The organism is Mesorhizobium sp. WSM4833 (genome assembly GCF_055811095.1).
This window is the reverse complement of record NZ_JBVVQG010000002.1, coordinates 398,474-422,577: the sequence shown is the minus strand read 5'-3', so window position 1 is coordinate 422,577 and position 24,104 is coordinate 398,474. Positions and strand designations below refer to the sequence as shown.

Annotated in this window: 22 protein-coding genes; 3 read left to right on the top strand and 19 right to left on the bottom strand. The window is 62.2% G+C overall.

The features are described 5' to 3' along the window. The first annotated feature begins 75 nt into the window (after positions 1 to 75). Together AC0L2D_RS05235 and AC0L2D_RS05230 are read left to right on the top strand one after the other, a co-directional pair. Positions 76 to 564 (top strand): hypothetical protein, encoded by a 489-nt coding sequence (locus AC0L2D_RS05235; protein WP_473540524.1) that lies wholly within the window; start codon positions 76 to 78, stop codon positions 562 to 564. Beyond that, a complete protein-coding gene (locus tag AC0L2D_RS05230) occupies positions 561 to 2,018 on the top strand; it encodes a Cap15 family cyclic dinucleotide receptor domain-containing protein (protein WP_473540523.1) in 1,458 nt (485 codons plus the stop codon). The genes AC0L2D_RS05235 and AC0L2D_RS05230 overlap by 4 nt, the downstream gene beginning before the upstream one ends. Positions 2,019 to 2,315: 297 nt before the next feature. Here AC0L2D_RS05230 and AC0L2D_RS05225 read toward each other — a convergent pair whose 3' ends face one another. Then, the gene (locus tag AC0L2D_RS05225) at positions 2,316 to 3,203 is read right to left on the bottom strand and encodes a bacteriophage abortive infection AbiH family protein (RefSeq protein ID WP_473540522.1); all 888 of its coding nucleotides are present in this window, start codon (positions 3,201 to 3,203) and stop codon (positions 2,316 to 2,318) included. Between the two features lie 611 nt (positions 3,204 to 3,814). Between AC0L2D_RS05225 and AC0L2D_RS05220 the strand changes: the two genes are divergently transcribed. Continuing rightward, on the top strand, positions 3,815 to 4,180 hold the full coding sequence (locus tag AC0L2D_RS05220; RefSeq protein WP_473540521.1) for a hypothetical protein: 366 nt from the start codon (positions 3,815 to 3,817) through the stop codon (positions 4,178 to 4,180). 93 nt (positions 4,181 to 4,273) lie between these two features. On the opposite strand, the gene AC0L2D_RS05215 is transcribed toward AC0L2D_RS05220, so the two are convergent. From AC0L2D_RS05215 to AC0L2D_RS05130, 18 genes are all read right to left on the bottom strand, one after another. Then, entirely contained in the window at positions 4,274 to 5,086 is an 813-nt protein-coding gene (locus tag AC0L2D_RS05215; RefSeq protein WP_473540520.1) for an NAD-dependent epimerase/dehydratase family protein, read from the bottom strand. 3 nt (positions 5,087 to 5,089) lie between these two features. Next, complete coding sequence (locus AC0L2D_RS05210; RefSeq protein WP_473540519.1) at positions 5,090 to 6,292, bottom strand: pyridoxal phosphate-dependent aminotransferase; 1,203 nt, start codon at positions 6,290 to 6,292, stop codon at positions 5,090 to 5,092. Beyond that, positions 6,289 to 7,908, bottom strand: coding sequence for a hydantoinase B/oxoprolinase family protein (locus AC0L2D_RS05205; RefSeq protein WP_473540518.1), 1,620 nt, complete (start codon positions 7,906 to 7,908; stop codon positions 6,289 to 6,291). The genes AC0L2D_RS05210 and AC0L2D_RS05205 overlap by 4 nt, the downstream gene beginning before the upstream one ends. Then, entirely contained in the window at positions 7,905 to 10,001 is a 2,097-nt protein-coding gene (locus AC0L2D_RS05200; protein ID WP_473540517.1) for a hydantoinase/oxoprolinase family protein, read from the bottom strand. Before AC0L2D_RS05200 ends, AC0L2D_RS05205 begins: the two co-directional genes overlap by 4 nt. Further along, the gene (locus tag AC0L2D_RS05195) at positions 9,998 to 11,668 is read right to left on the bottom strand and encodes a thiamine pyrophosphate-dependent enzyme (protein ID WP_473540516.1); all 1,671 of its coding nucleotides are present in this window, start codon (positions 11,666 to 11,668) and stop codon (positions 9,998 to 10,000) included. Before AC0L2D_RS05195 ends, AC0L2D_RS05200 begins: the two co-directional genes overlap by 4 nt. A gap of 98 nt (positions 11,669 to 11,766) precedes the next feature. After that, positions 11,767 to 13,191, bottom strand: a complete 1,425-nt coding sequence (locus AC0L2D_RS05190; protein ID WP_064992568.1) for an FAD-binding oxidoreductase — start codon at positions 13,189 to 13,191, stop codon at positions 11,767 to 11,769. A 60-nt stretch (positions 13,192 to 13,251) separates the two neighbouring features. Next, on the bottom strand, positions 13,252 to 14,010 hold the full coding sequence (locus tag AC0L2D_RS05185; protein ID WP_473540515.1) for an amino acid ABC transporter ATP-binding protein: 759 nt from the start codon (positions 14,008 to 14,010) through the stop codon (positions 13,252 to 13,254). A gap of 12 nt (positions 14,011 to 14,022) precedes the next feature. Continuing rightward, on the bottom strand, positions 14,023 to 15,102 hold the full coding sequence (locus AC0L2D_RS05180) for an amino acid ABC transporter permease (RefSeq protein ID WP_063168725.1): 1,080 nt from the start codon (positions 15,100 to 15,102) through the stop codon (positions 14,023 to 14,025). Between the two features lie 3 nt (positions 15,103 to 15,105). After that, positions 15,106 to 16,269: an ABC transporter permease subunit gene (locus AC0L2D_RS05175; RefSeq protein WP_013530399.1), complete on the bottom strand. Its 1,164-nt coding sequence runs from the start codon at positions 16,267 to 16,269 to the stop codon at positions 15,106 to 15,108. Between the two features lie 79 nt (positions 16,270 to 16,348). Continuing rightward, positions 16,349 to 17,383 carry an amino acid ABC transporter substrate-binding protein gene (locus tag AC0L2D_RS05170; RefSeq protein ID WP_013530400.1) on the bottom strand — a complete coding sequence of 345 codons (1,035 nt, stop codon included), beginning with the start codon at positions 17,381 to 17,383 and terminating at the stop codon, positions 16,349 to 16,351. Between the two features lie 86 nt (positions 17,384 to 17,469). After that, positions 17,470 to 18,420 (bottom strand): LysR substrate-binding domain-containing protein, encoded by a 951-nt coding sequence (locus tag AC0L2D_RS05165; RefSeq protein WP_013530401.1) that lies wholly within the window; start codon positions 18,418 to 18,420, stop codon positions 17,470 to 17,472. A 69-nt stretch (positions 18,421 to 18,489) separates the two neighbouring features. Further along, entirely contained in the window at positions 18,490 to 19,239 is a 750-nt protein-coding gene (locus tag AC0L2D_RS05160; RefSeq protein ID WP_063168723.1) for an SDR family NAD(P)-dependent oxidoreductase, read from the bottom strand. Between the two features lie 12 nt (positions 19,240 to 19,251). After that, on the bottom strand, positions 19,252 to 19,962 hold the full coding sequence (locus AC0L2D_RS05155; protein ID WP_013530403.1) for an SDR family oxidoreductase: 711 nt from the start codon (positions 19,960 to 19,962) through the stop codon (positions 19,252 to 19,254). Between the two features lie 286 nt (positions 19,963 to 20,248). Then, the gene (locus AC0L2D_RS05150; protein WP_164753459.1) at positions 20,249 to 21,037 is read right to left on the bottom strand and encodes a FadR/GntR family transcriptional regulator; all 789 of its coding nucleotides are present in this window, start codon (positions 21,035 to 21,037) and stop codon (positions 20,249 to 20,251) included. 50 nt (positions 21,038 to 21,087) lie between these two features. Continuing rightward, complete coding sequence (locus tag AC0L2D_RS05145) at positions 21,088 to 21,435, bottom strand: RidA family protein (RefSeq protein WP_473540514.1); 348 nt, start codon at positions 21,433 to 21,435, stop codon at positions 21,088 to 21,090. A gap of 68 nt (positions 21,436 to 21,503) precedes the next feature. Then, complete coding sequence (locus AC0L2D_RS05140) at positions 21,504 to 22,310, bottom strand: SDR family NAD(P)-dependent oxidoreductase (RefSeq protein ID WP_473540513.1); 807 nt, start codon at positions 22,308 to 22,310, stop codon at positions 21,504 to 21,506. Then, the gene (locus tag AC0L2D_RS05135; RefSeq protein ID WP_024503254.1) at positions 22,303 to 23,115 is read right to left on the bottom strand and encodes a shikimate dehydrogenase family protein; all 813 of its coding nucleotides are present in this window, start codon (positions 23,113 to 23,115) and stop codon (positions 22,303 to 22,305) included. Before AC0L2D_RS05135 ends, AC0L2D_RS05140 begins: the two co-directional genes overlap by 8 nt. A 5-nt stretch (positions 23,116 to 23,120) precedes the next feature. Then, positions 23,121 to 24,011: a 2-hydroxy-3-oxopropionate reductase gene (locus AC0L2D_RS05130; protein ID WP_473540512.1), complete on the bottom strand. Its 891-nt coding sequence runs from the start codon at positions 24,009 to 24,011 to the stop codon at positions 23,121 to 23,123. Positions 24,012 to 24,104 lie beyond the last annotated feature (93 nt).

Sequence of the window (24,104 nt, the reverse complement as noted above, 5' to 3'; positions counted from 1 at the left end):
GCTGATACCTCTCTCATGGCGTAGCAATGCCGCCACGTCAGCTACTCAACAAGCGCAGATTCAGGCTTTGGTGCCATGCACAACTGTAATGCTAATGCGGATATGGAAAATGCGGCAAACAGCTGCGCAACGGTCTTGAGCGAAAGGCTCCATGACCTATTGATCGCCGTGCGCGCTGGTGCCAGTTCATCGTTCTCGGGCATCGGCGTGTTGATCAGCTGTGATCCAACGATGCTGCCGATCACCCCGCTGCGTTCGGTCGAGGCCCCAGATCTTGAGGGTAATACGCTCGACACTCTAATTGCAATTTCCGACCTCACCAGCGAGTTTCATGACGGCTTTCACGTGCTTTCGCCTGATCTTCGACTCTTCCGCACCTCGCAGTATTTTTCACCGCCGATCGTCTTGGGTATCGGGGGAGATCCACAACGGCGCGTTGGTGGACGATATATGGCGGCGCTGTTCGGCTCGGCGCTCCCCGGCGTGCTCGCCTCAGGAGTAGTTAGTTCCACATACGGCATTGCCGTCTTCGAGCGCGGGCGAGAAATCAGGGGAGAATCATGAGTGACGGCAATCAGAATGCCTCGGACGAACTGTCTGAGCCGAAGCCGTTCCCGCACGTCAACGGCGCGTGGGACATGGCAATCCACTGGACGCGTGATGGCAAGGTTGACGTCCTCGTTGCCGATGCGGAAATCCGCCAAAACGGATCAGAGTTCAGCATGATTGTGCGGTCCGATCGGTCGGACTCGCATACTATTCTTGTCCAGCCGGCTTGGAGTGCGGTCGGTGATGCCGTTCTCTATTACATGTATGAAGTCGAACCCCGGCCCGCGCTTGCGGAGGCGTCAGCGTCATACAAAGGGGCGGCAATCCTCCGCTACTATGCAGAAGGTCCAGAACTCAGTGGTACCTACTGGACCAGCCGGCGCAGCACGGGAACGTTCAGGCTGACACGCAAATCCCGTCCAATTCCGAATTCATTGCGCAATGCCACTGACGTTCTGCTGATAACGGCGCTAAAGGAGGAGTTCGAAGCGGCGGAACTAGCATTTAGCGCGGCTCCATTGGGTGGTGACGGTGTCCAGCAGTGGGTTGACCTCGCGCTTCCGGCGGCGAAGGCCTGCAGGCGTGGGGTGTTTCAGCGCGATGGCGTGCCATTGTTCACGGTGGTATTGGCCAGACCGCAGCGAATGGGGGGAATTGAAACCGGACAGCTGGCAGCGGTGCTGGCCGTCACGTTGAAACCTGGCTGTCTCGTCATGTGCGGCGTCTGCGCGGGAAATCCGAAAGAAGTAGCTCTCGGGGACGTAGTTGTGTCGGAATTCGCTTACCAACATGACGAGGGCAAACAGGAAACGGAGGCCTTCGTCGGGGACCACCGCCACCGCGCTATCTCAAAATCCTGGCAGGATGCTGCCGAGGCACTGGAGGCCCGATCACTACCTAGCTTCGTTACCCCTTCGCCGCGTGATGTGCGGTCTTGGTTTTTAGCACGCCTGTATGCCGGCGATGACCCACAGGCACATCCAGCGAAGGACAGGTACTTCGCACATGGCGAGTGGAAGACCCTCGTGGAAGCTCTTGTAGCTCAGTGCGTCATTGCAAGAGCCGGGACGTCGTTTAGGCTCCTGGATGCGGGGCGGGATGAGGTCGAGCGCTCGATTACAACCGAAATTGATCCGCCGGACCGACTACCGTTCGCCATCAAAGTTGGCCCGATGGCGAGCGGAAACATGGTGGTGAAGAACAGTGTGACTTGGGACAATCTGAAACACATGGGCGTTCGGAGCGTTGTCGGCCTCGAGATGGAGGCGGCAGCGCTTGCTTTAGCGGCCCGCAGCCTGGACGTTCCGGAATGGATAGTCATGAAGGGGGTCATGGATCACGGAGATCCAAAGAAGGATGACCGCTTCAAGCCTTTTGCCGCCCGCGCGTCCGCCGAAACGCTGCGCGCTTTCCTTGTCGAACGCTATTCGGCTGGCGCGAAGTCTAAGTCGGCCCGCAAGCCCGGGTAACGTGGTCCACGGTGTCCTATCGTCAGATAAAAGTTGGTGCTCATCACTAGACTAGCGACACGCATGGTAGCTTATTCTCTTCCAATACCGCAAACCTGCCGGTCCACAATCGCCTCGAAGGCTGCCGAACCGTAATGCGCCGCATTTCGCCGTTCAGGCAGCGTCGTCTACTGAAATCCGAGGTAGTCCCTGAAGACATCCCGAGACTTAAGGACCATATCGGGCGTCGATCGCGTCCGTACTTCGTGAGCTGACCTGATCGCAGTGGTCGACCTCCGCGTTGACGCGGCTTGGACCTTATAAGGTCGACAATGGTGCAAAACGGACCAGTTCTGCATTCACTCCGTAGCCGGAAAACCGATTTCGCTCTGTCTCTGGTGTGTTGTAGCAGCTTATCGTCCACCGTGCCGTCACAGGCACTTTGTTCGCGATCTCGGCGATATAAAGCGCGTCAACATCGGCGAGGGAGTGACCTAAGATAAAGACATCGCTTACGCCCACAAGACCGTCGAAGAAGGCCTGGTTTTGGGCAAGGATTTTTTCAGTTGGTTTGAAGGTGCCGGCGAAATAGTCGTCAATGAGGCGGTAGCCTCCAACAATGCGAGTGTCGGTGTCTTCATCCACCTGCCTTAACAGCATTTCGTCCGCCTGCCTTTCCCATCCATGCCCGAGCACAATCAAGGAATCGGGATCAACCGCGCTGCCGTGAATATGCAGCATTTGGCCAGGGTGAACGCCGTAGAGCGACTGCAATGTGGGCGTGTAATTAAAGTTTAGGAACTTAGCGCGCCGTTCGATGCAATTGATCAATGGGACCGTACCTGGCAACGGAATTGGCAGCCCTCTTATCCAATCTGCGAAGTGCTTGCGCATTGTTCGAGAAAGGCCATCCACGATCTGCTCGATCTCATATTCGAAGTTGTGATGGTCGGCATCGCTCCAGTCCTCTGCACCGTAGGAGACGAGAAAGTTCTCCGCATAGTCGATGACGTGGTCCGAGTCGAAGGTTGCCAAGCGCTCTTCGAAACAATTCCAGAAATCCTTATCGACGAACAGATAGTCGCGGATCAGCTCAGAAACCTTCCGGTCGATGTCCTCAACGTAGCGCCCGAAGTCGCTGTAACGGGAAGGTATCCCATGATGCAAATCAAAGCCGTTGCCTATAACGAAGAGCTGATCAGCCACAGTGTCCCCCTAAGCCAATGTTGCTACGCCTGGGCGGGAGCGCAGCACTCGATAATCGTCCAGCCGCGAGCCGCAAGTGTCTCGACGGCCCTCGCCGAATACACCTTGCGCATCGCCGGACACAGCAGTGGGTCGGGCGGGTCAGTGCGACATTGTGGAGCTTGAGGCGCCCAAGCATGCGGGGGTCTTCGAAGACTTGCCTGCCCCTGAGATTTTTCGAAGATCCGCCGGTTCCGTCCCTAGCAATCACGGCTTGAAGCTCGCTCAGGTGGTGGTTGTAGGGAGCACGAAGGCCTGATCACCTGCCCCAAATAAGGGAAAGTTGTCGATCCGAATCTCTGCGATGTACACGGCATCCCCCGCCCCGAGGACAACAGTTAGAGCGAGGGCGATAAACCAGCTTCTGCACATCACCGGAGCCACATCTACCATGGCGGAGCAAAGGTCCGTTATTTGGGTGAGGTCACCTGAAAGCCGTCGTTCCGTGGCGTTCCTCGGCCCCAATGCGGTCATTCTGAAGCATGGCTCTGAACCTTCGCAGACTTGGTTAGTTAAAGTAAACCATATGGCCTCACGGGAGTATACGGAACCATACGGGAGGATTTTTGGTTTTGGCCCACGAAAAACTCAGTGAAATCAACGATTTTGATACATCCTCCGGGCCCACCATTGCCTATCTTTTATTATATTGTGTAATTATCGCCCTTTTATCCAGAAACGCACACCTGGAGCGGGCGACGTATCTATGGCGCAAAGACTCGGGATTCTTCTTCCAGATGCGAATCCCTGCCAGGAACCTGGGGCTTCATTGCGGCCGAGACGATCCTGCATCAGAACAGGTGATCGCGGAAGCCTACATGGCAGACGTCACCGAACCCCAGAAGCACATCGGAGGCATGGGGGTGATCGCCGGAGCCTACGGTCTTGCACGATCGCCGGTGTCGCCCTGGCCTGAACGTCCCGGAAGCGCTTCATGATCATTATTCGGCTGTCGCCGTGAATTGCAGGGAGCCGTAGGGGTGTTGGTGGATGTTTCGTCTTCGCCATCTAACGGATTGGTTTTTTGATAGTTACGCCCGCTTGTCGTCCGGATGGCCAAGCTCGCAGAACCACCCGCCCAGATACTTCACCGATGGCGCCTTGGGATCCGGAATCTGCATCTTCGCCTCGACCGCTGCGCGGAATGGCTCGGCGCTGTCTTGCGGGATGAACCCCAGATGGTTGGCGCCGCTGTTGTCGACCATTTTCAGCTTGTTGTCGGATATGCCGAACGAGATTGTGTGCCCGACGCGCGGCGCCGTCAGTGCTGCTTCGACCAGACGCACGCAGTCGGCGAAGGAAAGATACGACCACAGCATGCGTCGGTCGGCCGGTTCGGGAAAGGACGAGAAGATACGCAGGCAAGCCGTCTCAATGCCGAACTTGTCCCAGTAGAGCCGGCTCAGGCTTTCGACGAAATTCTTCGACACGCCGTAGAGGCTGTCGGGGCGCACCGGCGCATCGACGCCGATATGGGCTTCGACTTCATGATAGCCGATGGCATGCACCGAGGAAGCATAGATAATCCGCTTCACGCCGTGTTTCCGGGCGCCTTCGTAGATGTGGTAGGATCCGCGAATGCTGGAATCCAGGATCGTTTGCCATTCGCATTCAAGCGGCGCACCGCCGAAATGCACGATCGCGTCGCAGTCCTTGGTGGCCGCGATTGTCGCCTCCATGTCGGCGAGATCGAAGACCGCTTCTTCCTCGTGAGGAGCAAGATCGCCGAACGGTTCGCGACCCGCAAGGCGGATCGTTTTTGCCAGCGGCACCAGCCCCTTTCGCAGTTCCGAGCCAAGCCGGCCGGCGGCGCCGGTGATCAGGATGCGTTCGTAATGCGGCATGGTCTACTCCACTTGCGCGACGGCGGCGTTGATCCGCGCGATCGCCTCGGCAAGCACCTCCTCGCTGATGGCGGTGGAGATACGAAAATAAGGTGAAAGTCCGTAGGCAGTGCCCGGCACCGAGGCCACGCGGCCTTCGTTCAGAAGATAGGTCGCCACCGCCGTATCGTCCTCCAGCATGACGCCTTTTGGGGTCCTGCGGCCGATCAGGCTGGCGCAACCGATATAGGCATAGAAAGCGCCTTCCGGCGGCGGCAGCGTCAGGCCGTTGATGCGCCTTATGCCATCGACGACCAGGTTCCTGCGCGCCTCGAATGCATCGCGGAAACGAGCCACCTCGTCCTGCGGGCCGTTCAGTGCGGCGACCGTCGCCGCCTGGGCAATCGAGCAGACCGAAGTGACCGACTGGCTCTGGATGATCGACATCGCCTTGACGAGTGGTGCCGGGCCGGCTGCATAACCGACACGCCAGCCGGTCATCGCATAGGCCTTGGCCACACCGTTGACGATGAGGCTTCGGTCCTTGAGGTCAGGGCAGGCCTTGCCGAAGGATACGAATTCGCGGTTATCGAAGATGATGTGCTCATAGATCTCGTCCGACAGGATGAGCACCTGCGGATGCCTGGCAAGGACAGCGCCAAGCGCCTTGAGATCGTCGCCCGAGTAGACCGCTCCGGATGGATTGCCGGGCATGTTCAGGAACAGCCACTTGGTTCTCGGCCCGATCGCCTTTTCCAAGAGTTCGGGCGTCAGCCTGAAGCCGCCGCTTTCCCTGCATTCGACCGTGACGGGCGTGCCGCCTAGCAGCTTCACCATCTCAGGATAGGAGACGAAATAGGGCGCGGGCAGGATGGCCTCGTCGCCGGGTTCCAGCGTCGCCATCAGCGCGTTGAAGATGATCTGCTTGGCGCCGTTGGCCACGACGATGTCGTCGGCCGTGTAGTCCAGTCCGTTCTCGCGCCTGAACTTCCCGGCCACGGCCTCGCGCACTTCCGGCGAGCCGGCTGCGGCGGTGTAGAGGGTCTGGCCCGCTTTGGCGGCTGCATAGGCCGCTTCGATGATGTGGGCAGGCGTCGGAAAATCAGGTTCGCCAAGGCCAAGGTCGATGACGTCGACGCCTTTGGCCCGTAGCGCCTTGGCCGCCTGCGAGGCGGCCATCGAAGCCGACGGCTTGACCACGGACAGGCGCGAGGAAATGTAGCTCATCGGCTTTTCTCCGAAATATAGCCCCTGGACACGTCCTGTGCCCGCGCCTCCGTACTGCGCCTGGAGGGATCGCCATAGCCGCCACCGCCAGGAAGTTCCAGCACCAGGCGACGCCCTTCCGGAACGTGCTGCCAGCCCTTGGGGCGCATCAGCGTGCCATCGTCGAGCCTGACGATGCCGGCGGTTCCGTCCTTGCCGCCATCGCGCCCCTTGGCTGGATGCCTGACCCGGTCGAACATGGCGGAAAAATCGAACTCGTGGCCTTCAGTGGCCGCGATTTCGAGGATCTGGCCGAGGCCGCCGCGAAATTCCCCGTCGCCGCCGGAATCGGGACGCAGTTCCTTGCGCCAGATGACGATCGGCCCGGTGTGCTCGGTCGCCTCGATCGGCATGGTATGGACACCGGACGGAAAGGCGGTGGCGGACAGCCCGTCCAACGTCGGGCGGGCCCCCATGCCGCCGGAATTGAACATCAGCACCTCGGCGCGGCGTCCATCGCTCCCGGCGACCGGCCTGACCGAGATGTGGATGTTCCACAGTGCCGCCGCCCCTTCGGCAAGGATCTGGCCCGGCAGCGCCTTGGCCAGCGCGCCCAGCACCAGATCGGGCACCATATGGCCGATGACGTGCCGCAGGGAGACCGGCGCCGGCCGCGGGGCGTTCAGGATGTTGGTCGGCGACGATATAGTGAACAGAGCAAGCGAGGCCGCATTGTTCGGGATCTCCGGCGCCACGACGCATTTCAGGGCGTAGCAGGCATAGGCCTTGCTGTAGATGATCGGAACGTTGATGCCCCATCGGCTTGTCGGATCGGTGCCGGAGAAATCGACATTCAAATGGTCGTCCTCAATCGAGACAGCTGCCACCAGCTTGACCGGCGTATCGTAGCCGTCGGTCACCAACTCGTTCGACCAGGTGCCTTTCGGCAGCGCCTTGATGCGCTCCAGCGTCGCGTCATGCGTGCGCGTGAAGATGAACTCTCCCAGCCTGTCCAGCGATGCCAGGCCGATCTCCTGCATCATGTCGACCAGGCGGCGATGGCCGACCTCGTTGCAGGCGGCCAGCGAATAGAAGTCGCCGACGACCTGGTTCGGCTCGCGCACATTGGCGCGCAGGATCTTCACCAGATCGAGGTTCACCTTGCCGCGCTCGGCGAACTTCATGATCGGGATCTGGATCCCTTCCTCGTAGACTGACTTGCCGTCGGCGCCGAAGCCACGTCCGCCAACATCGACCACGTGCGCGGTGCAGGCGAAGAATGCCACCAGTTCGCCGTTCAGGAACGAGGGCGAGACCATGGTGATGTCATGGAGATGGCCGGTGCCTTTCCAGGGATCGTTGGTGACATAGGTGTCGCCCTCGTACATCTCCTCGCGCGGGATCTCGTTCATGAACTGCAGCACGGCCTCGGCCATGGTGTTCACATGCCCTGGCGTACCGGTCACGGCCTGCGCCAGCATCTCGCCGCGCGGATTGAACACGCCGGCCGACAGATCGCCCGATTCACGCACCGACGTGGAGAAGGCCGTACGCAACAGGGTCAGCGCCTGCTCCTCGACCACCGAAATCAGGCGATTCCACATCACCTGCATGCGGATTTCCAAGATGTCGCTCATGCCTGGACCCCTTTGCGGATCAGGAGGATCGAACCGTCGCTCTGTAGCGCGGCATCGAAGAGAGTGGTGACGACCGTCGACGTCTCACGCTCGACGATCACCGCCGGACCGCTGATGCGATCCCCTGGCGAAAGGTCGGCGCGTTCGATGATGGCTGAAACCTGCACGGTTCCGGTCGCCGGATCGAAAACCTCGCGCGTTTGCGAAGCGGCGACGGTCCTGGTCCCCATGGTGATCTCGTGCCTTGCGGGCGCCGGCCGCACGTCCTGCGCCTTGACCGACCAGGTGACGATCTCGATTTCCAATCCGTCGAGGCCATCAATGGCACGGCCGAAGAAGCGCGCATAATTGTCCCGGAAGGCGTCCTTGAGGCTCACCTCGTCGCCGGGCTTGAACGCCCTGTCGGGCAGCGGCACCGGGATTTCCCAACCCTGGCCGGCATAGCGCATGAAGGCGGTGATCTCGCGGGTGATGGCATTGTTAGTGCCGGCTCGCACGAAGCTCTCGGCAGTCGTCTTCAGCCCGTCGAGCAGCGCATTCACCTCGCATGCATCGAAGCGCGACAGCCGCATCAGCTTGGAAGCCAGCGCCTCGTAGCCGAACGGCGCCTTGAGGAAACCGATGGCCGAGCCGACGCCGGCGCCTTGCGGGACAAGGCACTGTTCGACGCCAAGCTTCTCGCACAGCCGCGCCGCATGCAGGGGCGCTGCACCGCCAAAGGCGATCATGACATTGTCGGAGATGTTCTTGCCGTTTTCCACCGCGTGGACGCGGGCGGCATTGGCCATATTCTCGTCGACGACCTCGCAGATGCCGAAAGCGGCGGAAACGGAATTGAGCGAAAGCCGGGTGCCGACATCGCGGGTGATCGCCTGCTCGGAAGCCTGCGTGTCGAGCCTGATGGCGCCGCCGGCGAAATTGTCGGGATCGAGCTTGCCCAGCACCAGGTCGGCATCGGTGATGGCTGGGCGGCTGCCGCCACGCCCGTAGCAGGCGGGACCGGGTTCGGACCCGGCACTTTCCGGGCCGGTCTGGATGCGGCCCATGGCGTCGACCCAGGCGATCGAGCCGCCGCCGGCGCCGATCTCGATCATCTCGATGACCGGGATCGAGATCGGCATGCCGGAGCCTTTGCAGAAGCGATAGGTGCGGGCGACCTCGAAGGTCCGCGCCGTGCGCGGCGAATAGTCCTCGATCAGGCAGATCTTCGCGGTCGTTCCGCCCATGTCGTAGGAGACGACGGAGTCCAGGTCGAAGCGCCGCGCCACGTCGGCCGCAAAAATGGCACCGCCGGCCGGACCGGACTCGACCAGGCGCACCGGAAATTCGGACGCGGTTTCCACCGAGATCAGTCCGCCGCCCGAGTGGATCATGAACACCGGACAGTTCGCCCCCATCTCCTTCAGCCGCACCTGGAGGCGCACCAGATAGTCGGCCATCTGCGGCCGGACATAGGCATTGGCGCAAACCGTGTTGAAGCGTTCGAACTCGCGCATCTGCGGCGAGACCTCGGCGCTGACGGAAATCGGTATGTCCAGCTTTCTGGCGAGGATCGCGCGTGCCCGCTGCTCATGCACCGGGTTCATGTAGGAATGGATGAAGCCGATGGCGACGGCGCCGAAGCCGCCCGCGGCGATGCTGCCGGCGATCTCGTCGAGCGCTGCTTCGTCCAGCGGCTGCAATTCCTTTCCGTCCGCGCCGATGCGCCCCTTGACCGTATAGCGATGCTCGCGCGGGATCAGCGGCGGCGGCAGCTTCAGGTTCAGATCATACTGTTCGAACCGGTTTTCCGTGCGCATCTCGATGACATCGCGAAACCCTTCGGTGGTGACCAATGCCGTCTTGGCGCCACGCCGTTCGATGAGCGCGTTGGTCGCCAGCGTGGTGCCGTGAATGACGATGTCGAGGTCCGCCAGCGTGATGCCGGCGTCGCGCACGACGATCTCGATCCCGTCGAGGATAGCCTGTTCGGGGGCGGCATAGTTGGTCAGGATCTTGGTCGAAAAGATCGTGCCGCGCACATCGACCACAATATCGGTGAACGTGCCGCCGATATCCGCGCCGAGACGGATGTCATTTGCCGTACTGGTCATGCGTTGGCCTTATGCGAAGCGAGCGCTGCGTCGCGCATTTGGGAAAGGGTTTGACGCGGCGTGATCGCCTCCGGGGAAATATCCAGCTCCAGGACCGCGCCGGTCGCGGATGCCAGCGCCCTGCCGAAAGCGCCGGCGAAATCGCAGGTCGCGCCGACCCGCTCGGCGTGGAAGCCATAGGCCCGGGCGATGCCGACGAAATCCGGGTTCTCGATGTTCGTTCCCGACACGCGCGCCGGATAGTGCCGCTCCTGATGCGCGCGGATAGTCCCGTAGATGCCGTTGTTCAGGATGAGGACGATCGGCTGCGCCCCGGCCTGCATCGCCGTCCCCAACTCCTGGCAGTTCATCTGGAAATCGCCGTCACCGGCAAAGCAGACCACCGTGCGTGAGGGAAAGGCCACTTTGGCCGCGATGGCCGCCGGCAGGCCGTAGCCCATGGCGCCGGATTGCGGTGCAAGCAGCCGCGCCTTTGGCCCGAACTTGAAGAACTTGTTTGGCCACACGGTGAAATTGCCGGCGCCGTTGGTCAGGATGACGTCGTCGGGCAGCGTTTCGCGCAGCCAGCGGCTGACTTCGACCATGTCGACCGGGCCCAGCTGGGCAGGCGCGGTGAACGTGCCCTCATAGCTTTGGCGTGCCTGCGACCGCCACGCGCCCCAGTCGCCCTTGACCGGCGAGAGCGCCTTGGCGAAGGCGTTCGGCCCGGCATGGATGCCAAGCGCCGGCACATAGATCTTGCCGATCTCGCGATCCGAACCGTGGACATGGATCAGCTTCTGCTTCGGCTGGGGCACGGACAGCAGCGTGTAGCCATCCGTGGTCATCTCGCCGAAGCGCACATTGATCGCCAGGATCACATCGGCGTCCCGGATCAGCTTCTTGACATGCGGGACCATGCCGACACCGGCCTCGCCGACGAAGACCGGTGAGCCATTGTCGAACTGATCCTGGAAGCGGAACGCCGCGACCACCGGAATGTCGGAGGTTTCGGCGAAAGCCTGGAGCACGGCACGCCCGTCAGCTGACCAGTTGGCACCGCCGATCAGGATGACCGGTCTGCTGGAGGCGGCCAGCATGGACCGGGCCTCGGCCAGCGCATCGGCATCGGCCGCGGCCTCGAACACCCTGGCAGGCCCGCTGAGCGCCGCGACATCGGTCGGCGTGGTCAGCATGTTCTCGGGCAGGGCGATCACCACCGGGCCGGGCCGCCCGGTGAGCGCCGTGGTCCAGGCCCGGGCAATGATTTCCGGCAGGCGCTCGACAGCGTCGATCTCCACCGCCCATTTCGCCATCGTGCCGAACACCGCGCGGTAGTCGATTTCCTGAAACGCTTCGCGGCCGCGCATGTCGGTGCCGACCTGGCCGACGAACAGGATCATCGGCGAACTGTCCTGCATCGCCGTGTGCACGCCGATGGACGCATTGGCGACACCCGGTCCGCGCGTCACGAAGCAGATGCCCGGCGAACCCGTCAGCTTGCCATAGGCCGAGGCCATGAATGCCGCGCCGCCCTCGTTGCGGCACAGCACGTAGTCCAGCTTTCCACGAGTGTCGTGCAGCGCGTCCAGCACGGCCAGATAGCTTTCGCCCGGCACACCGAAACTCTTGGTCGCGCCGAGCGCGATCAGGCATTCGACAAGAAGGCGACCGCCATTGCGGATCATGCTGCGACATCCTTCATTCAGGCGGCAAGCGGATCGAGCCTGCCTTTCGGATTCATACGTGCACGCTGGCGCATCGAGACGAAACCAAGAAATGCCGTCTATTCGAAAGTTTTTCTTTCCCGAGAGGCGCGCACCAGGACGTCCGGGTTCATCGTGCCCAGCGGATCGAACGCGCCTTTGAGCCGCGCCATGAGCTCTCGCTCCACCAGGCCGCGATTGCGGTCGGCCATGACCACCTTTGCCCGGCCAAGCCCATGCTCGGCGGCAAAGCTGCCGCCCATCTGAGTGGCAAGAGATGACAGCGCCTCTGCGAACAGCTCGGCCTTGCCGTCGAAATCGGCACGACCTTCCGGCGGAGACAAATTGTAATGGATGTTTCCGTCGCCGAGGTGCCCGAACGGGTTTATCCGCACACCGGGAAGAATGCCGCCGCAGATCTTCGCGCCAGCCTCGACGAAACGGGCGATTGCACCTGGAGGGACGGAGATGTCGTGCTTGAGTTGCTCGCCTTCCAGCCTTTGTCCCTCCGGTTGCTCCTCGCGCAGCCGCCAGAATTGTGCCCGATGCGCACCTGTCGCCGCCAGCGCGCCGTCGCTAACCAGGCTCTGTTCCATGCCCCATTCCAGAGCCGAAGCCAGGATCTCGTCCAGGGGAACGCGTGACGACCCCGATGCCAGTTCGACCAGCAGATAGACGTCGCCCCGTGTCTCCAGTTGGTAGGCAAGGTCGGGCACGTGCTTGAGCGCCAATCGCAGGCCCACATCGGAGAAGAACTCGAGGCCAGTCAGGAATTCCCCGGCCTCGCCGCGCAGGAAGGCGCCGAACGAAACGGCGGCTGCAAAGCCGGGCAGGACCAGAAGGGCGCTCGCTTGCTGCCGAGGCTTGGGGTAGAGCCGCAGGATCGCGCGCGTGACGATGCCGAGCGTGCCCTCAGCGCCACAGAACAGCTTGCGCAGTTGATAGCCGGCATTGTCCTTCTGCACCGCGCGCAGTCCGTCCCAAATCCCGCCATCAGGCGTCACGACTTCGAGACCCAGGGCGAGATCCTGCATCATGCCGTATCGGAAAGCCTGGCTGCCGCCCGCATTGGTGCCGATCAGGCCGCCGATCCTGGCGCTGCCTTCTGCGCCCAGACGCATTGGAAACATCAGGCCATTCGGTTCCAGCGCCTCGTGCAGCGTTGCCAGCACGACACCCGCCTCGACGACGATAGATCCGCTGTCCAGATCCGGCTTCCCGATCGCCGTCATGCGTGACAGCGAGACGATCACCGCATTCGGCTGCTCGGCGACGGCGGCGCCGCAAAGCCCGGTGTTCCCGCCCTGTGGCACCACCGCCAGCCCTGCCTCGCGACATAGCTTGACGACACTGGCAACCTCCGGCGTATTCGCGGGCCTGGCAACGCCAAGAGGTGCGACGCCGTAGCGATTGAGCCAATCGCGCCGGTAGGGCTCGGCATCCCGGCCCGAAAGCCAGCCTTTCGGCCCGAGAACCTCGTGCAGCGCGGTGGCGGGATCGGTCATTGATTTACCCGAGTTAGCTGAGGGCGTGCCGTCCGACACGTCCCGGATCGTTGCTTCCAATCAATGACCCAGCACCTGCGACAGGAATTGTCGAGTGCGCTCGTTGCGGGAAGAGGTGAAGAACTCGTCCGGAGGCGCTTCTTCGAGGATCTCGCCGCCGTCCATGAAAAGCACCCGGTCCGCCACGCGACGCGCAAAGCCCATCTCATGCGTCACGCAGATCATCGTCATGCCTTCCGAGGCAAGCGTGACCATGACGTCAAGCACTTCGGAAACCATTTCCGGATCGAGCGCCGAGGTCGGTTCGTCGAACAGCATGATCTGCGGCTGCATGCAAAGAGCGCGTGCAATGGCGACGCGCTGCTGCTGACCGCCGGACAATTGGCTGGGATATTTCATGGCCTGCTCGGGAATGCGCACCTTCTCCAGGTAGTGGCGGGCGGTTGCCTCGGCTTGCGCCCGCGGCTGCTTGCGCACGATCATCGGGGAGATCATGCAGTTCTCCAGCACCGTCATGTGCGGGAACAGGTTGAAGTGCTGGAACACCATGCCGACTTCACGCCTGATCTCGTCGATATTGCCGACATCGTCGTTGAGCTCGGTCCCGAGCACCGCGATGCGGCCGCCATTGTGCTGTTCGAGGCGGTTGATGCAGCGGATCATCGTCGATTTGCCGGAGCCGGAGGGTCCGCAGACGACGATTTTTTCGCCCCGTTGTACGGAAAGGTTTATCCCGCGCAGTACTTGGAACGTGCCGTAGTATTTGTCGAGGTTTTCGATGCGGAGCGCTGGCTCACCGGTCGAATTGGTTGAGATCACCTGCACGCCTCCTTACCGTTCGCTGACCGACATGCGGCGCTCGAGAAAGGCGCCATAGCGGGATAGGCTGAAGACGAAGATGAAGTAGATGAAGGCGATGAAGGCATAGACTTCGACATAGGCGAAGCGCCATTCGCCGGTGCCATAGGCGGCATTGCCGGAAGCCAGGATCTCGAAGAAACCGACGATGACCACCAGCGAGGTCTCCTTGAACGAGATGACGAACTGGTTGATCGTGGCCGGCATCGCGTTGCGCATTGCCTGAGGCAGGAGGATGCGGCTGATGCGTTGCCAGTAGCGCATGCCGAGCGCCATGGCAGCCTCCTCCTGTCCTGTCGCAACGCCCTGCATGCCGCCTCTCACGATCTCAGCCTGATAGGCGGAGAAGAACAGAGCGGAGCCGAGGATCACGCGGTAAAGCTTGTCGCCCTGCAGCCATTGCGGCAGCGCGAACGGCAGAACCACTGCAAAGGTGAAGAGGATCGATATCAGCGGAAGCGACCGGACCCCGTCGATGATGAGGCCGGTGGTCCGCGAAATCCAGGGCAGCTCCGACCGGCGCAGCAAGGCCAGGCAGATCGCCAAGGGGAAACCGATCAGGCAGGTGGTCACGAAGATGAACAGGGTCAGCGCCAGCCCGCCCCAGGCTTCCTCGCCGACATGGGCAAGGCCAAGCACGCCGCCTTTCATCAATAGGTAGAAAAGGCCTGTTCCGGCTCCCCATACCAGCGCGATCCGGCGGCCCGTCCAGAACGCCGGGATACAGCTCAGCACCGTCATCACCACAACGGCGACGCAGGCCAGCGCCGAGCGCCATTGTTCCTCGTAGGGATAGAGGCCGAAGAAGATGATCCGCCATCTCGCTGCGATGACCGACCAGCAGGCTCCCGCTGTCGCCTGGCAGGCTTCCGGCCCGCCGCTGGTGGTGAAGACAGCCGAGAAAACCGCCCAATTCAGCAGCTTCCAGACCAGGAAGACCATGATCGTCAGACAGGCCAGCGACACCACCGCCTGAAGCGGCGTCGCGAAGAAGCGTCGCCTCAGATCCTCAAGCCTGCCGGGAGCGGGTGGAGCGACAATGACCATCTCCATCTCTCAGCCCCTCAGTTGATTGCCCTTGAGGGCAATTGCCTTGTTGATGCGGTTGAAGACGGCGGCAAGGCTGAGGTTGATGGCGAGGAAGCCTGCCATCAGGATGCCGATCGCTTCGAGGGTTTGCCCGGAATGGTTGATCGTCAGCGCCACAATCATGAAGAAGTCGGTGAAGCCCACGGCGATGCCCATCGTCGTCGCCTTCATCAGCCAGACATACTGATTGGCAAGGATCGGCAGCATGGCACGCAGCGCCAGCGGCAGCCGCACCAGCGTGAAGACCCGCCAGGGACTAAGGCCCAAGGAAAGGGCTGCCTCGACCTGGCCGGTGCCGACAGATTTGAAGCCTCCGCGCACGATCTCCGCAATGTAGGAGCCGCCATAGATGGCGATGGCGATGGCGAGGGTGGCGAACTCCGGAGGGATACGCAGGCCGCCTCTCAGATTGAGGCCTTGCAGGGCAGGGAAGTCCAGCAGCGGCGTATCCGGCAGACGTCCGAGAGCCAGAATGATGGTCGCGCAGGCCAGTGCCGCTGCGGCGGCGGCAAACTGGATCGTGCGCCGCTGGCCGATCGGCTGGGCAAGGAGCGACGTCCTGCCCAGCCAGGCCGGCAGCACGATGGCCGCGATCACAGCCACTGTGGCTGCGGCAAACGCGGCACTGCCGACGTTCGGGAATGGGATGTAGAGTCCTCGGCTGGTGAGCAGGAAGCCCCAGGCTTCGTGCGCGCTGCGCGGCGTCGGCAGGTGCGTGATGATCGCATACCAGAAGAAAACCTGGAGGATCAGCGGAATGTTGCGGAAGATGTCCACATAGGTACGGCCGAGCAGCCGCGCCAAATCGTTCGAAGACGTCCGCGCCAGACCGACGATCGTTCCCACGATCGTCGCCAGTATCAGGCCGACGCTCCCCAGGAACAGCGTGTTGATGATGCCGATGAGGAAGTACCACCAATAGGGATCATTGGCCGTGGCGGGCAGCAGCGAGAAATTCACATCCCAACCCGTCGACTTGAACAGAAAGTCGAATCCGGAGGTGATCCCCTGATCAGCCAGGTTGCGGCGGGCGATCACGATGCCGGCAAGTACCATCGCGGCGATCGAGCCGACATAGAGGACCTGCAACAGCGCGTTGCGGACCTTTTGATTTCTCAGCAGGCTGACCATCCAAAGATCCTTGCCGAATTGTCGCCGACCCCGCCCGGCTGTGCCGGGCGGGGCCTGGAGCGGGTGAGTTAAGGACGGATCAGTCGATCACCAGCGGGAACAGGACACCGCCATTGTTCCAAAGGTTGGTCAACTCGCGGTCCATCTTGTAGGGCGAGTCCTTGCCGAGGTCGCGCTCGAAGATTTCGCCGTAATTGCCGACGTTCTTGATCACCTTGTAGGCCCAGTCATCATCGAGACCGAGACCCTTGCCCATGCCTGGCGTGACGCCGAGGAACTTGGCGACTTGCGGCGAGGTCGGCTTGGCCTTGACCTCGTCGACGTTCTTGGAGGTGATGCCTTCCTGCTCGGCGAAGATCAGCGTGCTCAGCGTCCAGTTGGCGATGTCAACCCAATTGTCGTCGCCTTGGCGCATGATCATGACTTCAGGCTCGACGGCGAGCACGTCGGGCAGGATGACATGGTCGTCGACCTTGCTCTTGGCGATGCGCGCAATGGCGAGCGTCGGGCCCCACTGCGCATAGAGATCGCAGCGTCCGGAGAAATAGGCCTGCTCGAGCTCCTCGGTCTTTTCGATGAGCACGGGTTCGAGCTTGATGCCAAGCTTGGCCGTATAGGCCGCGACCTGCTGTTCCTGCGACGTGCCGGCGGGAATGCAGATCGTGCCGCCGGCCGCATCCTTGAGCGACTTGAGGTTTAGCTCCTTGTGCGCCATCACCTTGGTCGTTCCGAGGTAATAGGACATGGAAAATTGCAGCCCGAGCTCGGTGTCGCGGCTGAGCGTGCCGCCCGACGCCTTGATGATGATGTCGACATCGCCCGATTGCAGGGACGGCCAGCGCTGCGCCCAGCTGATCGGAACGACCTTCAGTTTTGCCGGGTCGCCGAGCACGGCCGTGGCCACCGCCCGGCAGAGATCGATGTCCATGCCCTTCCAGTTGCCCTTGTCGTCGACTTCGGCGAAGCCGAGATAAGACCCGTCATGGCCGGTGCAGTTGAGCACGCCGCGCGCCTTGACGGCTTCCAGCGTCTTGCCGCCGGCGGCTTCTGCCGGCGCTGCAAAATGCACAAGTCCAAGGGCCATGGCTGCGGCCCCCCATTTCATCGTCTTCATGTTCCGTCTCCACTGTTGAGGTTGTTTGGTTTCTTGTTGTTGGAGGCCCAAAAGTTCTTTTTCGGAGCTCTGTCTCAAAGCCGCTCCTAATCGGAAAGCGGGGTCGGTTTCGGCACGGAGGAAATCTTCAGATCGCTGCCCCAGTCCTGCTGGGCGAGCCATCGATGAAGGGCGGCGACCGCCTTCACGCGCAGGTGCCCGCGCGGGACGATCAGGTAGAACCCAGGAACTTCTTCCGGCCGCATATCGGCAAGGGCGTCGCGCCCGACTGGAGCGACCAGCGCCCCCGACCTCAAATCTTCCTCGGCGTCGATGACGGAGACGAGACCGACGCCGATGCCTTGCAGGGTTGCACGGCGCATGGTCGCGGCATCGTCGAAGCTGATGCTTCGGTTGCCGTCCGTCTGCTCGATGGCAAGGTGGCGTAAAATGTCTGGCCAAAGGCGCTTCGACTTGACGGTGTCCAGCAACGTGAACAACGTCAGGTCCTGCGCCGACTTGATGCTCTCGCCGATGGCCGGAGTGCAGCAGATGACCTTCGGATCAGGCACCAGCAGTATGGTCTCGTAGTCCGGCCAATTGCCGTAGCCCCACTGGACGGTCATATCGATGTCGTCGCGTCCGAAATCGGGCAGATCGACCATCGTCGTCAGGCGCAGATCCGCACCGGGCAATATCTCCCGGAACAGAGATAGGCGAGGCAGCAAATAGTGGGTCGCGAAATAGGGGCTCGCATTCAGGTTGATGCGGTCCCGGTAATTCGACTTGGTGACGCGGCGAACACCTTCGGAAAACTCGTCGAACCCAGCTTTGACATAGTGCGAGAGAAGGATGGCAGACTCGGTCAATTCGACCGACCGCCCCTTGCGTTCGAACAGTGTCACCTGAAGCGTGTCCTCCAGTAGCTTGATCTGCTGTCCGACGGCCTGCGGCGTGACCAGCAATTCATCCGCCGCCTGCCGAAAGCTCTTGTGCTGCGCGACGGCGTGGAAGACGCGAAGCGCATTCAGCGAGGGAAGGCGAAGCTTGCCGGTCATCGTCTATTCCACCTCCTTTCGCTTGCGTTCCTGTTGGACAATTCAGCGCCGCCGGCGCGCGAAAATAGTTCAGGCGTATATATAACCACCTGAAACAATTACATTTTCTCCCGTCATGTAGGTATTCTTGGGGCCGCCGGTCATGAGAACCCACTCGGCAATCTCCGCAGGCTCGGCGCCACGACCCAGCGGGCTCGCCTTGGCCAGTTCCTCGAGGAAGCCGAGGGCTTTGGCCCGCTCCGTGGCCATGCCTGCGGGGGCCACCGAATTGACCAGGATCCCGTGTTTTGCGACGTCATGGGCAAAGGAGCGCGTCAGGCTGACCACGGCGGCCTTGGTTGCCGCATAGTGGGCGTTCTGCGGATGCGCCTTGAAGGCATCGACAGAGGTCAGGTTGACGATCCGGCCACGCACATGGCTCTTCGGCTCCTGCGATTGCATGTGGCGAACGGCTGCCACCATCATGTGATAAGTGCCCTTGATGTTGATGCCATTGGAGGCATCCCAATCGGCGTCGCTGATCTCGAGGAGCGGGCGGCGAGGGTAGATCGCGGCGCAATTGATCAGCGTGTCGATACGCCCGAGCTTCGAAACGATGGCGTCGAAGGCGGCGTGGCACTGAGGGCCGACCTGGATGTCGCACAGGGCGGCCGCGGTCGGCAGGCCGTTGGCCTTTGCCGGTGCGAGAGCGGCTTCGGCGGCGTCCTGGTTGATGTCGATGATGCCGATCTTTGCAGCCCCGGCCTCTACAGCCATCCTGGCCAAAAGCGCGCCGAGGCCAGCGCCGCCGCCTACGATCAGAACGGAAAGATCCTTCATTCCAGTTTTTCCTTACTTGGTGCCGCTTGGCGAGGTTGGCCATGTCGGCATGATGTCGAAACGGGTAACGTCGGCCCATGCGGGCAGGCCGAGTACCGCGACCACCATTCTGGCCACGTCATCCGGCTGCACCACTTTGCTGGCGTACATGGCCGCGCGCGCCTTTGCGTCGAGGATGTCCTGGTAGAGCTGCGTCTCGACACGGCCGGCGACGATCTCGGTGACACGGACGCCTGATGGGGAGAGGTCGGCGCGCAACGCGGCGGCAAAGCCTGATATCGCCGCCTTGGTGGCCGAATAGACGGCAATGTTGGAATATGCCGCGTGGCCCGCGGTGGAGCCGGTGAACAGGATGTGGCCAGCCTGCCGCTCGCGCATCTGCGGAACGACGAGGCGGGTAAGCAGGATTGCCGCGCTGAGGTTGACCTCCAGCGTGGTGTCGATGTCGGAGATTTTCATGTCGGCGAAATTGCCCAACGGTGGCATGATCCCGGCATTATTGATCAGCACGTCGATGGTCAGATCCGCCAGAACAGCTTCCAGCGCCTCGCGATCGGTCACGTCGACGGCGATGGGCACGATGCCGGATCGCTCGGCCTGCAACGCCTTGAGCGCGGCCTGGCTGCGCCCGACCGCATAGACATCGTAGCCGGCGTCGCTCAGTGCGATCGCCATGGCCCGCCCTATGCCGCTTGTTGCACCTGTGATGAAGGCTGTCGTCACGTTGGCTTCCCTGATTGCCTGATTCAGTCTGCGGCCTGGGCCGATGCCGCGAAACCAAGAAAACCAGCAAAAAGGAAAGATAAACTTTCGAATTCTCTTCTCCCGCCCGAAACCTGGACAGGTGGTGACCTCGGCGCCGAGGCTGAAAACCGAAGGAAACGACGGGAAAACGATGTTCTCAGCCTGTGGGAAACGGTTCAGGTCAGCTGGCGGAGCAAAAACATGGCTTTCGCAATACGTGGCTAATTTGAGTGAGTGCGAATGCCTGGGTGATCGAAGCCGGGGCCTATCCGCCGGTCGAAACAGGTCTTTTCATATCGGTAAAGAGCGAGGCCGCAGCCGCCTGCTGCTCTGCCTCTGTCGCCGCGACGCCCGAAGCCCGTGCCAAAGCGCGCACACGCCCGAGGCTGTTGTGCAGATGCTTGCGCATGGCCTGGCGAGCGGCACGACCGTCCTGCCTTTCGATGGCATCCACGATGGTTTTGTGCTCGTTGTGAATGCGTGCGTAATAGCTGTCCTTGAGCGCCGGCGTGACCACGTAGCCCAGTTGAAAGCGTGGAACGATCATCGGCCTGAGATAGCTCAGGAAGCCGTGGATGAATTCGTTGCGCGCGGCTTTGGCGATCGCCAGATGGAAATCATAGTCGTAGTGGATCTGGACGACAGCGGGATCCGCTTGCTGGGCGTCGACCTGTTCCATCAGGGCTCGGATTCCACTCGCCTCCGCATCGGTGCGCCGTTCCGCGCATAGCCCGGCGGACTCCACCTCGACACTCAATCTCAGTTCGAGCAGGGCAATGGTTTCCGGCAAGGTCCTCAGCGCCTCGTCCGGTATCGAGAAATTGCGCGGCGCCGGCGTTTCGCTGACGAACATGCCGCGGCCCTGCTGCGGCACCACCATCCCTTCGGAGCGCAATCGCGCCACCGCTTCCCGCACCACCGTCCGGCTGACGTCGTACTCGGCACAAAGCTCCGCCTCGGTCGGCAATTGCGCGCCGGGAAGCAGAGATCCGGAACGGATCTTTTCGGACAGACTCTCCGCCACGACAGTGGAAAGCGGTTTGCGCTTCGTCATCAGTCTCCCCTTAGCCAGATTCGCGATGATGCCCGAACCGGCAAGGCCATTCAAACCGCCGCGGTGACGATCAGCTCGACCAGCATTCCAGGCTTGGCCATCCGTCCTTCGCCGGAAGAGCGCGCGGGTGCATGCTCCTTCGGCATCCATCCGTCCCAGACCGTGTTGACCTCGTCGAAATCCCTGATGTCGTCCAGCCACATCTGCACGTGAAGGATGCGTGTCTTGTCCGTACCGACCTTGGCAAGCAGGACGTCGACCTTGCCAAGCGCCTCGCGCATCTGGTCGGCTGCGGACTGACCCGGCTTTGCGACCTGGCCGGTGAGGTAGAGGGTGCCATTGTGGATGACCCCGTGGTGGATGCGGGTGTCGAAGTCGAAGCGCTTGATGTCACTCATTGGATTGTCCTTGTCAGATTTCCGGCCTCCGCCGGATGGGTCAGATTTCCGGCCTCCGCCGGATGGGGTCAGATTGCCGGCGTCTGGCGGATGGGGTTTCCCTGCAGATATTGTGCGTAGGGCGCCTGAATGAGCCAGCCGGCGTCGACGGGCAGGGTGACGCCGGTTATCGATGCGGCCCGGTCGGAGCAGAGGAACAGTGCGGCCTCGGCAACGTCGCGCGGCTCGACGAAGCGGCGCAGCGCGGTGGTCGCCTGGATGGCTTCGGGGTTGCGCTCACCCTTGGCGATCCTGGCTTTCAGCCCGTCCGAAAGCGTGTAGCCGGGTGCCACCGCATTGACGCGTACGCCGTGCGGACCGAGCTCGGCGGCCAGGATCTGGGTCAAGGCCAGGACGGCATGCTTTCCGGGCGTGTAGGCGGGCAGGGACAGCGGCGCGAAGGAGGCAAGCGAGCCGACGTTCAGGATCGCGCCTCGCCCGGCAGCCGACATCAGCCGACCGAACACCTGGCAACCCAGCAAGGTGCCGCGATAGTTCACTCGCCACATCCTCTCGTCTTCGTCCAGATCCTCGTCGAGGACGTGCTTGCCACTCTGCAGGATGCCGGCGCAATTGACGACGACGTGCGGGGCACCGAACGCGTCGCAGACGGCCTGCGCCAGCGCTTCCACCGAGCCGGATTCGGAGACATCGGTCTGGACAAACAGCGCGCGCGGTGCGCCGACCGCCGCGCAGGCGCCAACCGCCTCATCGCCCCGTGCCGCATCCCTGCCGGCGACCACCAGATGGTAGCCGTCCTCGGCGAAGCGCAGCGCTATCGCGCGTCCGATGCCGGAAGTGCCGCCGATGACGACGGCCGTCAATGTCTCAGCCATTGCCGCGACCTTTGCCTTCGATGTCGAAGAATTCGGACATGGCCCGGACCTGGAAATCCATCATCGGGCGCCCCGGCTGAATGCGGCAGCCAATCTCTTTCGCCGCCTTTAGCAGGGGGGTCTCGGCGGGCTCCATGATGATGTCGACGACCGTCATGTCCGGGGTCAGCCGGCTCACATCCAGCGGCAGCGGGTCGCCGGCGTGCATGCCGACCGGCGTGGCGTTGATCGCCATATGCATGCCGGAAGGCTCGGCCTCTCCAACCTGGATGCGGCATTTCGGGAAGACCTGCGCAACCAGCGCCGCCAGTTTTTCGGCGCGACCGGTATCGATGTCGGCGAGGCGGATTTCTTCGGCGCCGGCTTCCGCAAGACAATAGGCCAGGGACGCGCCGGCACCGCCGGCTCCAACTTGGAGAATGCGGCGGCCGGCAATCTGATGCCCGCCTGCCTTGAGGCCATCGATAAAGCCGACGCCGTCGAAATTGTCGGCGTACCAGCTGCCATCGGGCAGCCGGCGCACGGAATTGGCGCTCTGCACCCTCGCGGCGCGGTCGTGGGCGGCGGTGCATTTGTGATAGACCGCAACCTTGTACGGCACCGAGATGATCACGCCCCTGATATTCTCGGCTGCCGTAATGCCGGCCCAGAAGGCCTCGAAATCCTCCGGGCGGCAGCTCAAGGGCACCATGAGGCTGTCGAGGCCCTTCTGCTCGAAGATCTCGTTGAATATGCCGGGGCTCTTGGCATGGGCCACGGGATGGGCCAGCATCACGAAGATCTCGGCCTTGCCGGTTCCGCGCATCGGTTTTACTCCTTTTCTTTTGACAGTTCGTGGCCGCTGAGGATCTCCAGCGCCTGGACGAGGGACGAGTGGTCGGCCTCCGCGCCGCCTGGTCGGGCTGAGCAGGCGCTCATCAGTTGTTGCGCCATCGCGGTGTTCGGCAGCGAGACGCCAAGCGCGCGGGCGCTTTCGAGCGCGAGGTTGAGATCCTTCTGGTGAAGCCGCATGCGAAAGCCCGGGGCGAAGGCCCGGGCGATCATGCGCTCGCCGTGCACCTCCAGCACGCGGGACGAGGCAAAGCCGCCCATCAGCGCGGCGCGCACCTTTGCCGGGTCGCAACCGGCCTTGCTGGCAAAGACGAGCGCTTCCGCCACGGCCTCTATGTTGAGCGCGACGATGATCTGATTTGCGATCTTGCAGGTCTGGCCGGCGCCATTGTGCTCGCCGATCAAGGTGATGTTCTTGCCCAGCGTCCGAAAGATCGGCAGCGCGCGCTCGAACTCTGCGGTCGGCCCGCCGACCATGATGGTGAGGCTCGCCGCCTTGGCGCCGACCTCACCGCCCGAGACCGGGGCGTCGAGGTAGCCGGCTCCCGCTTGCCGCAGTTTCGCTGCGAATTCCGCAGTGGCGATAGGGCTGATCGAGCTCATGTCGATGACCAGCTTATCGGCCGACAGCCCCTCCAGGACGCCGTTTCCTCCAAGCAGGACACGCTCCACATCTGGCGTGTCGGGCAGCATGGTCACGATGATCTCGGACATCCGCGCCACATCGCCAGGAGAGGCGACGACCGATGCCCTAAGGTCCTTCGGCAGAGGGGAGCGGTTCAGGACCGTGAAGATCTCATGTCCCGCGCCGACGAGATGGTGCGCCATCGGTGCTCCCATCACACCGAGCCCGATGAACCCGATCTTCATTCTTGAACCCCGTACGAAGGTTGGTGCGTATTGCATCTTGCAGCAAATTATTGCCGTATGATATAGGACATCATACAAATTTCAATGTCCTAT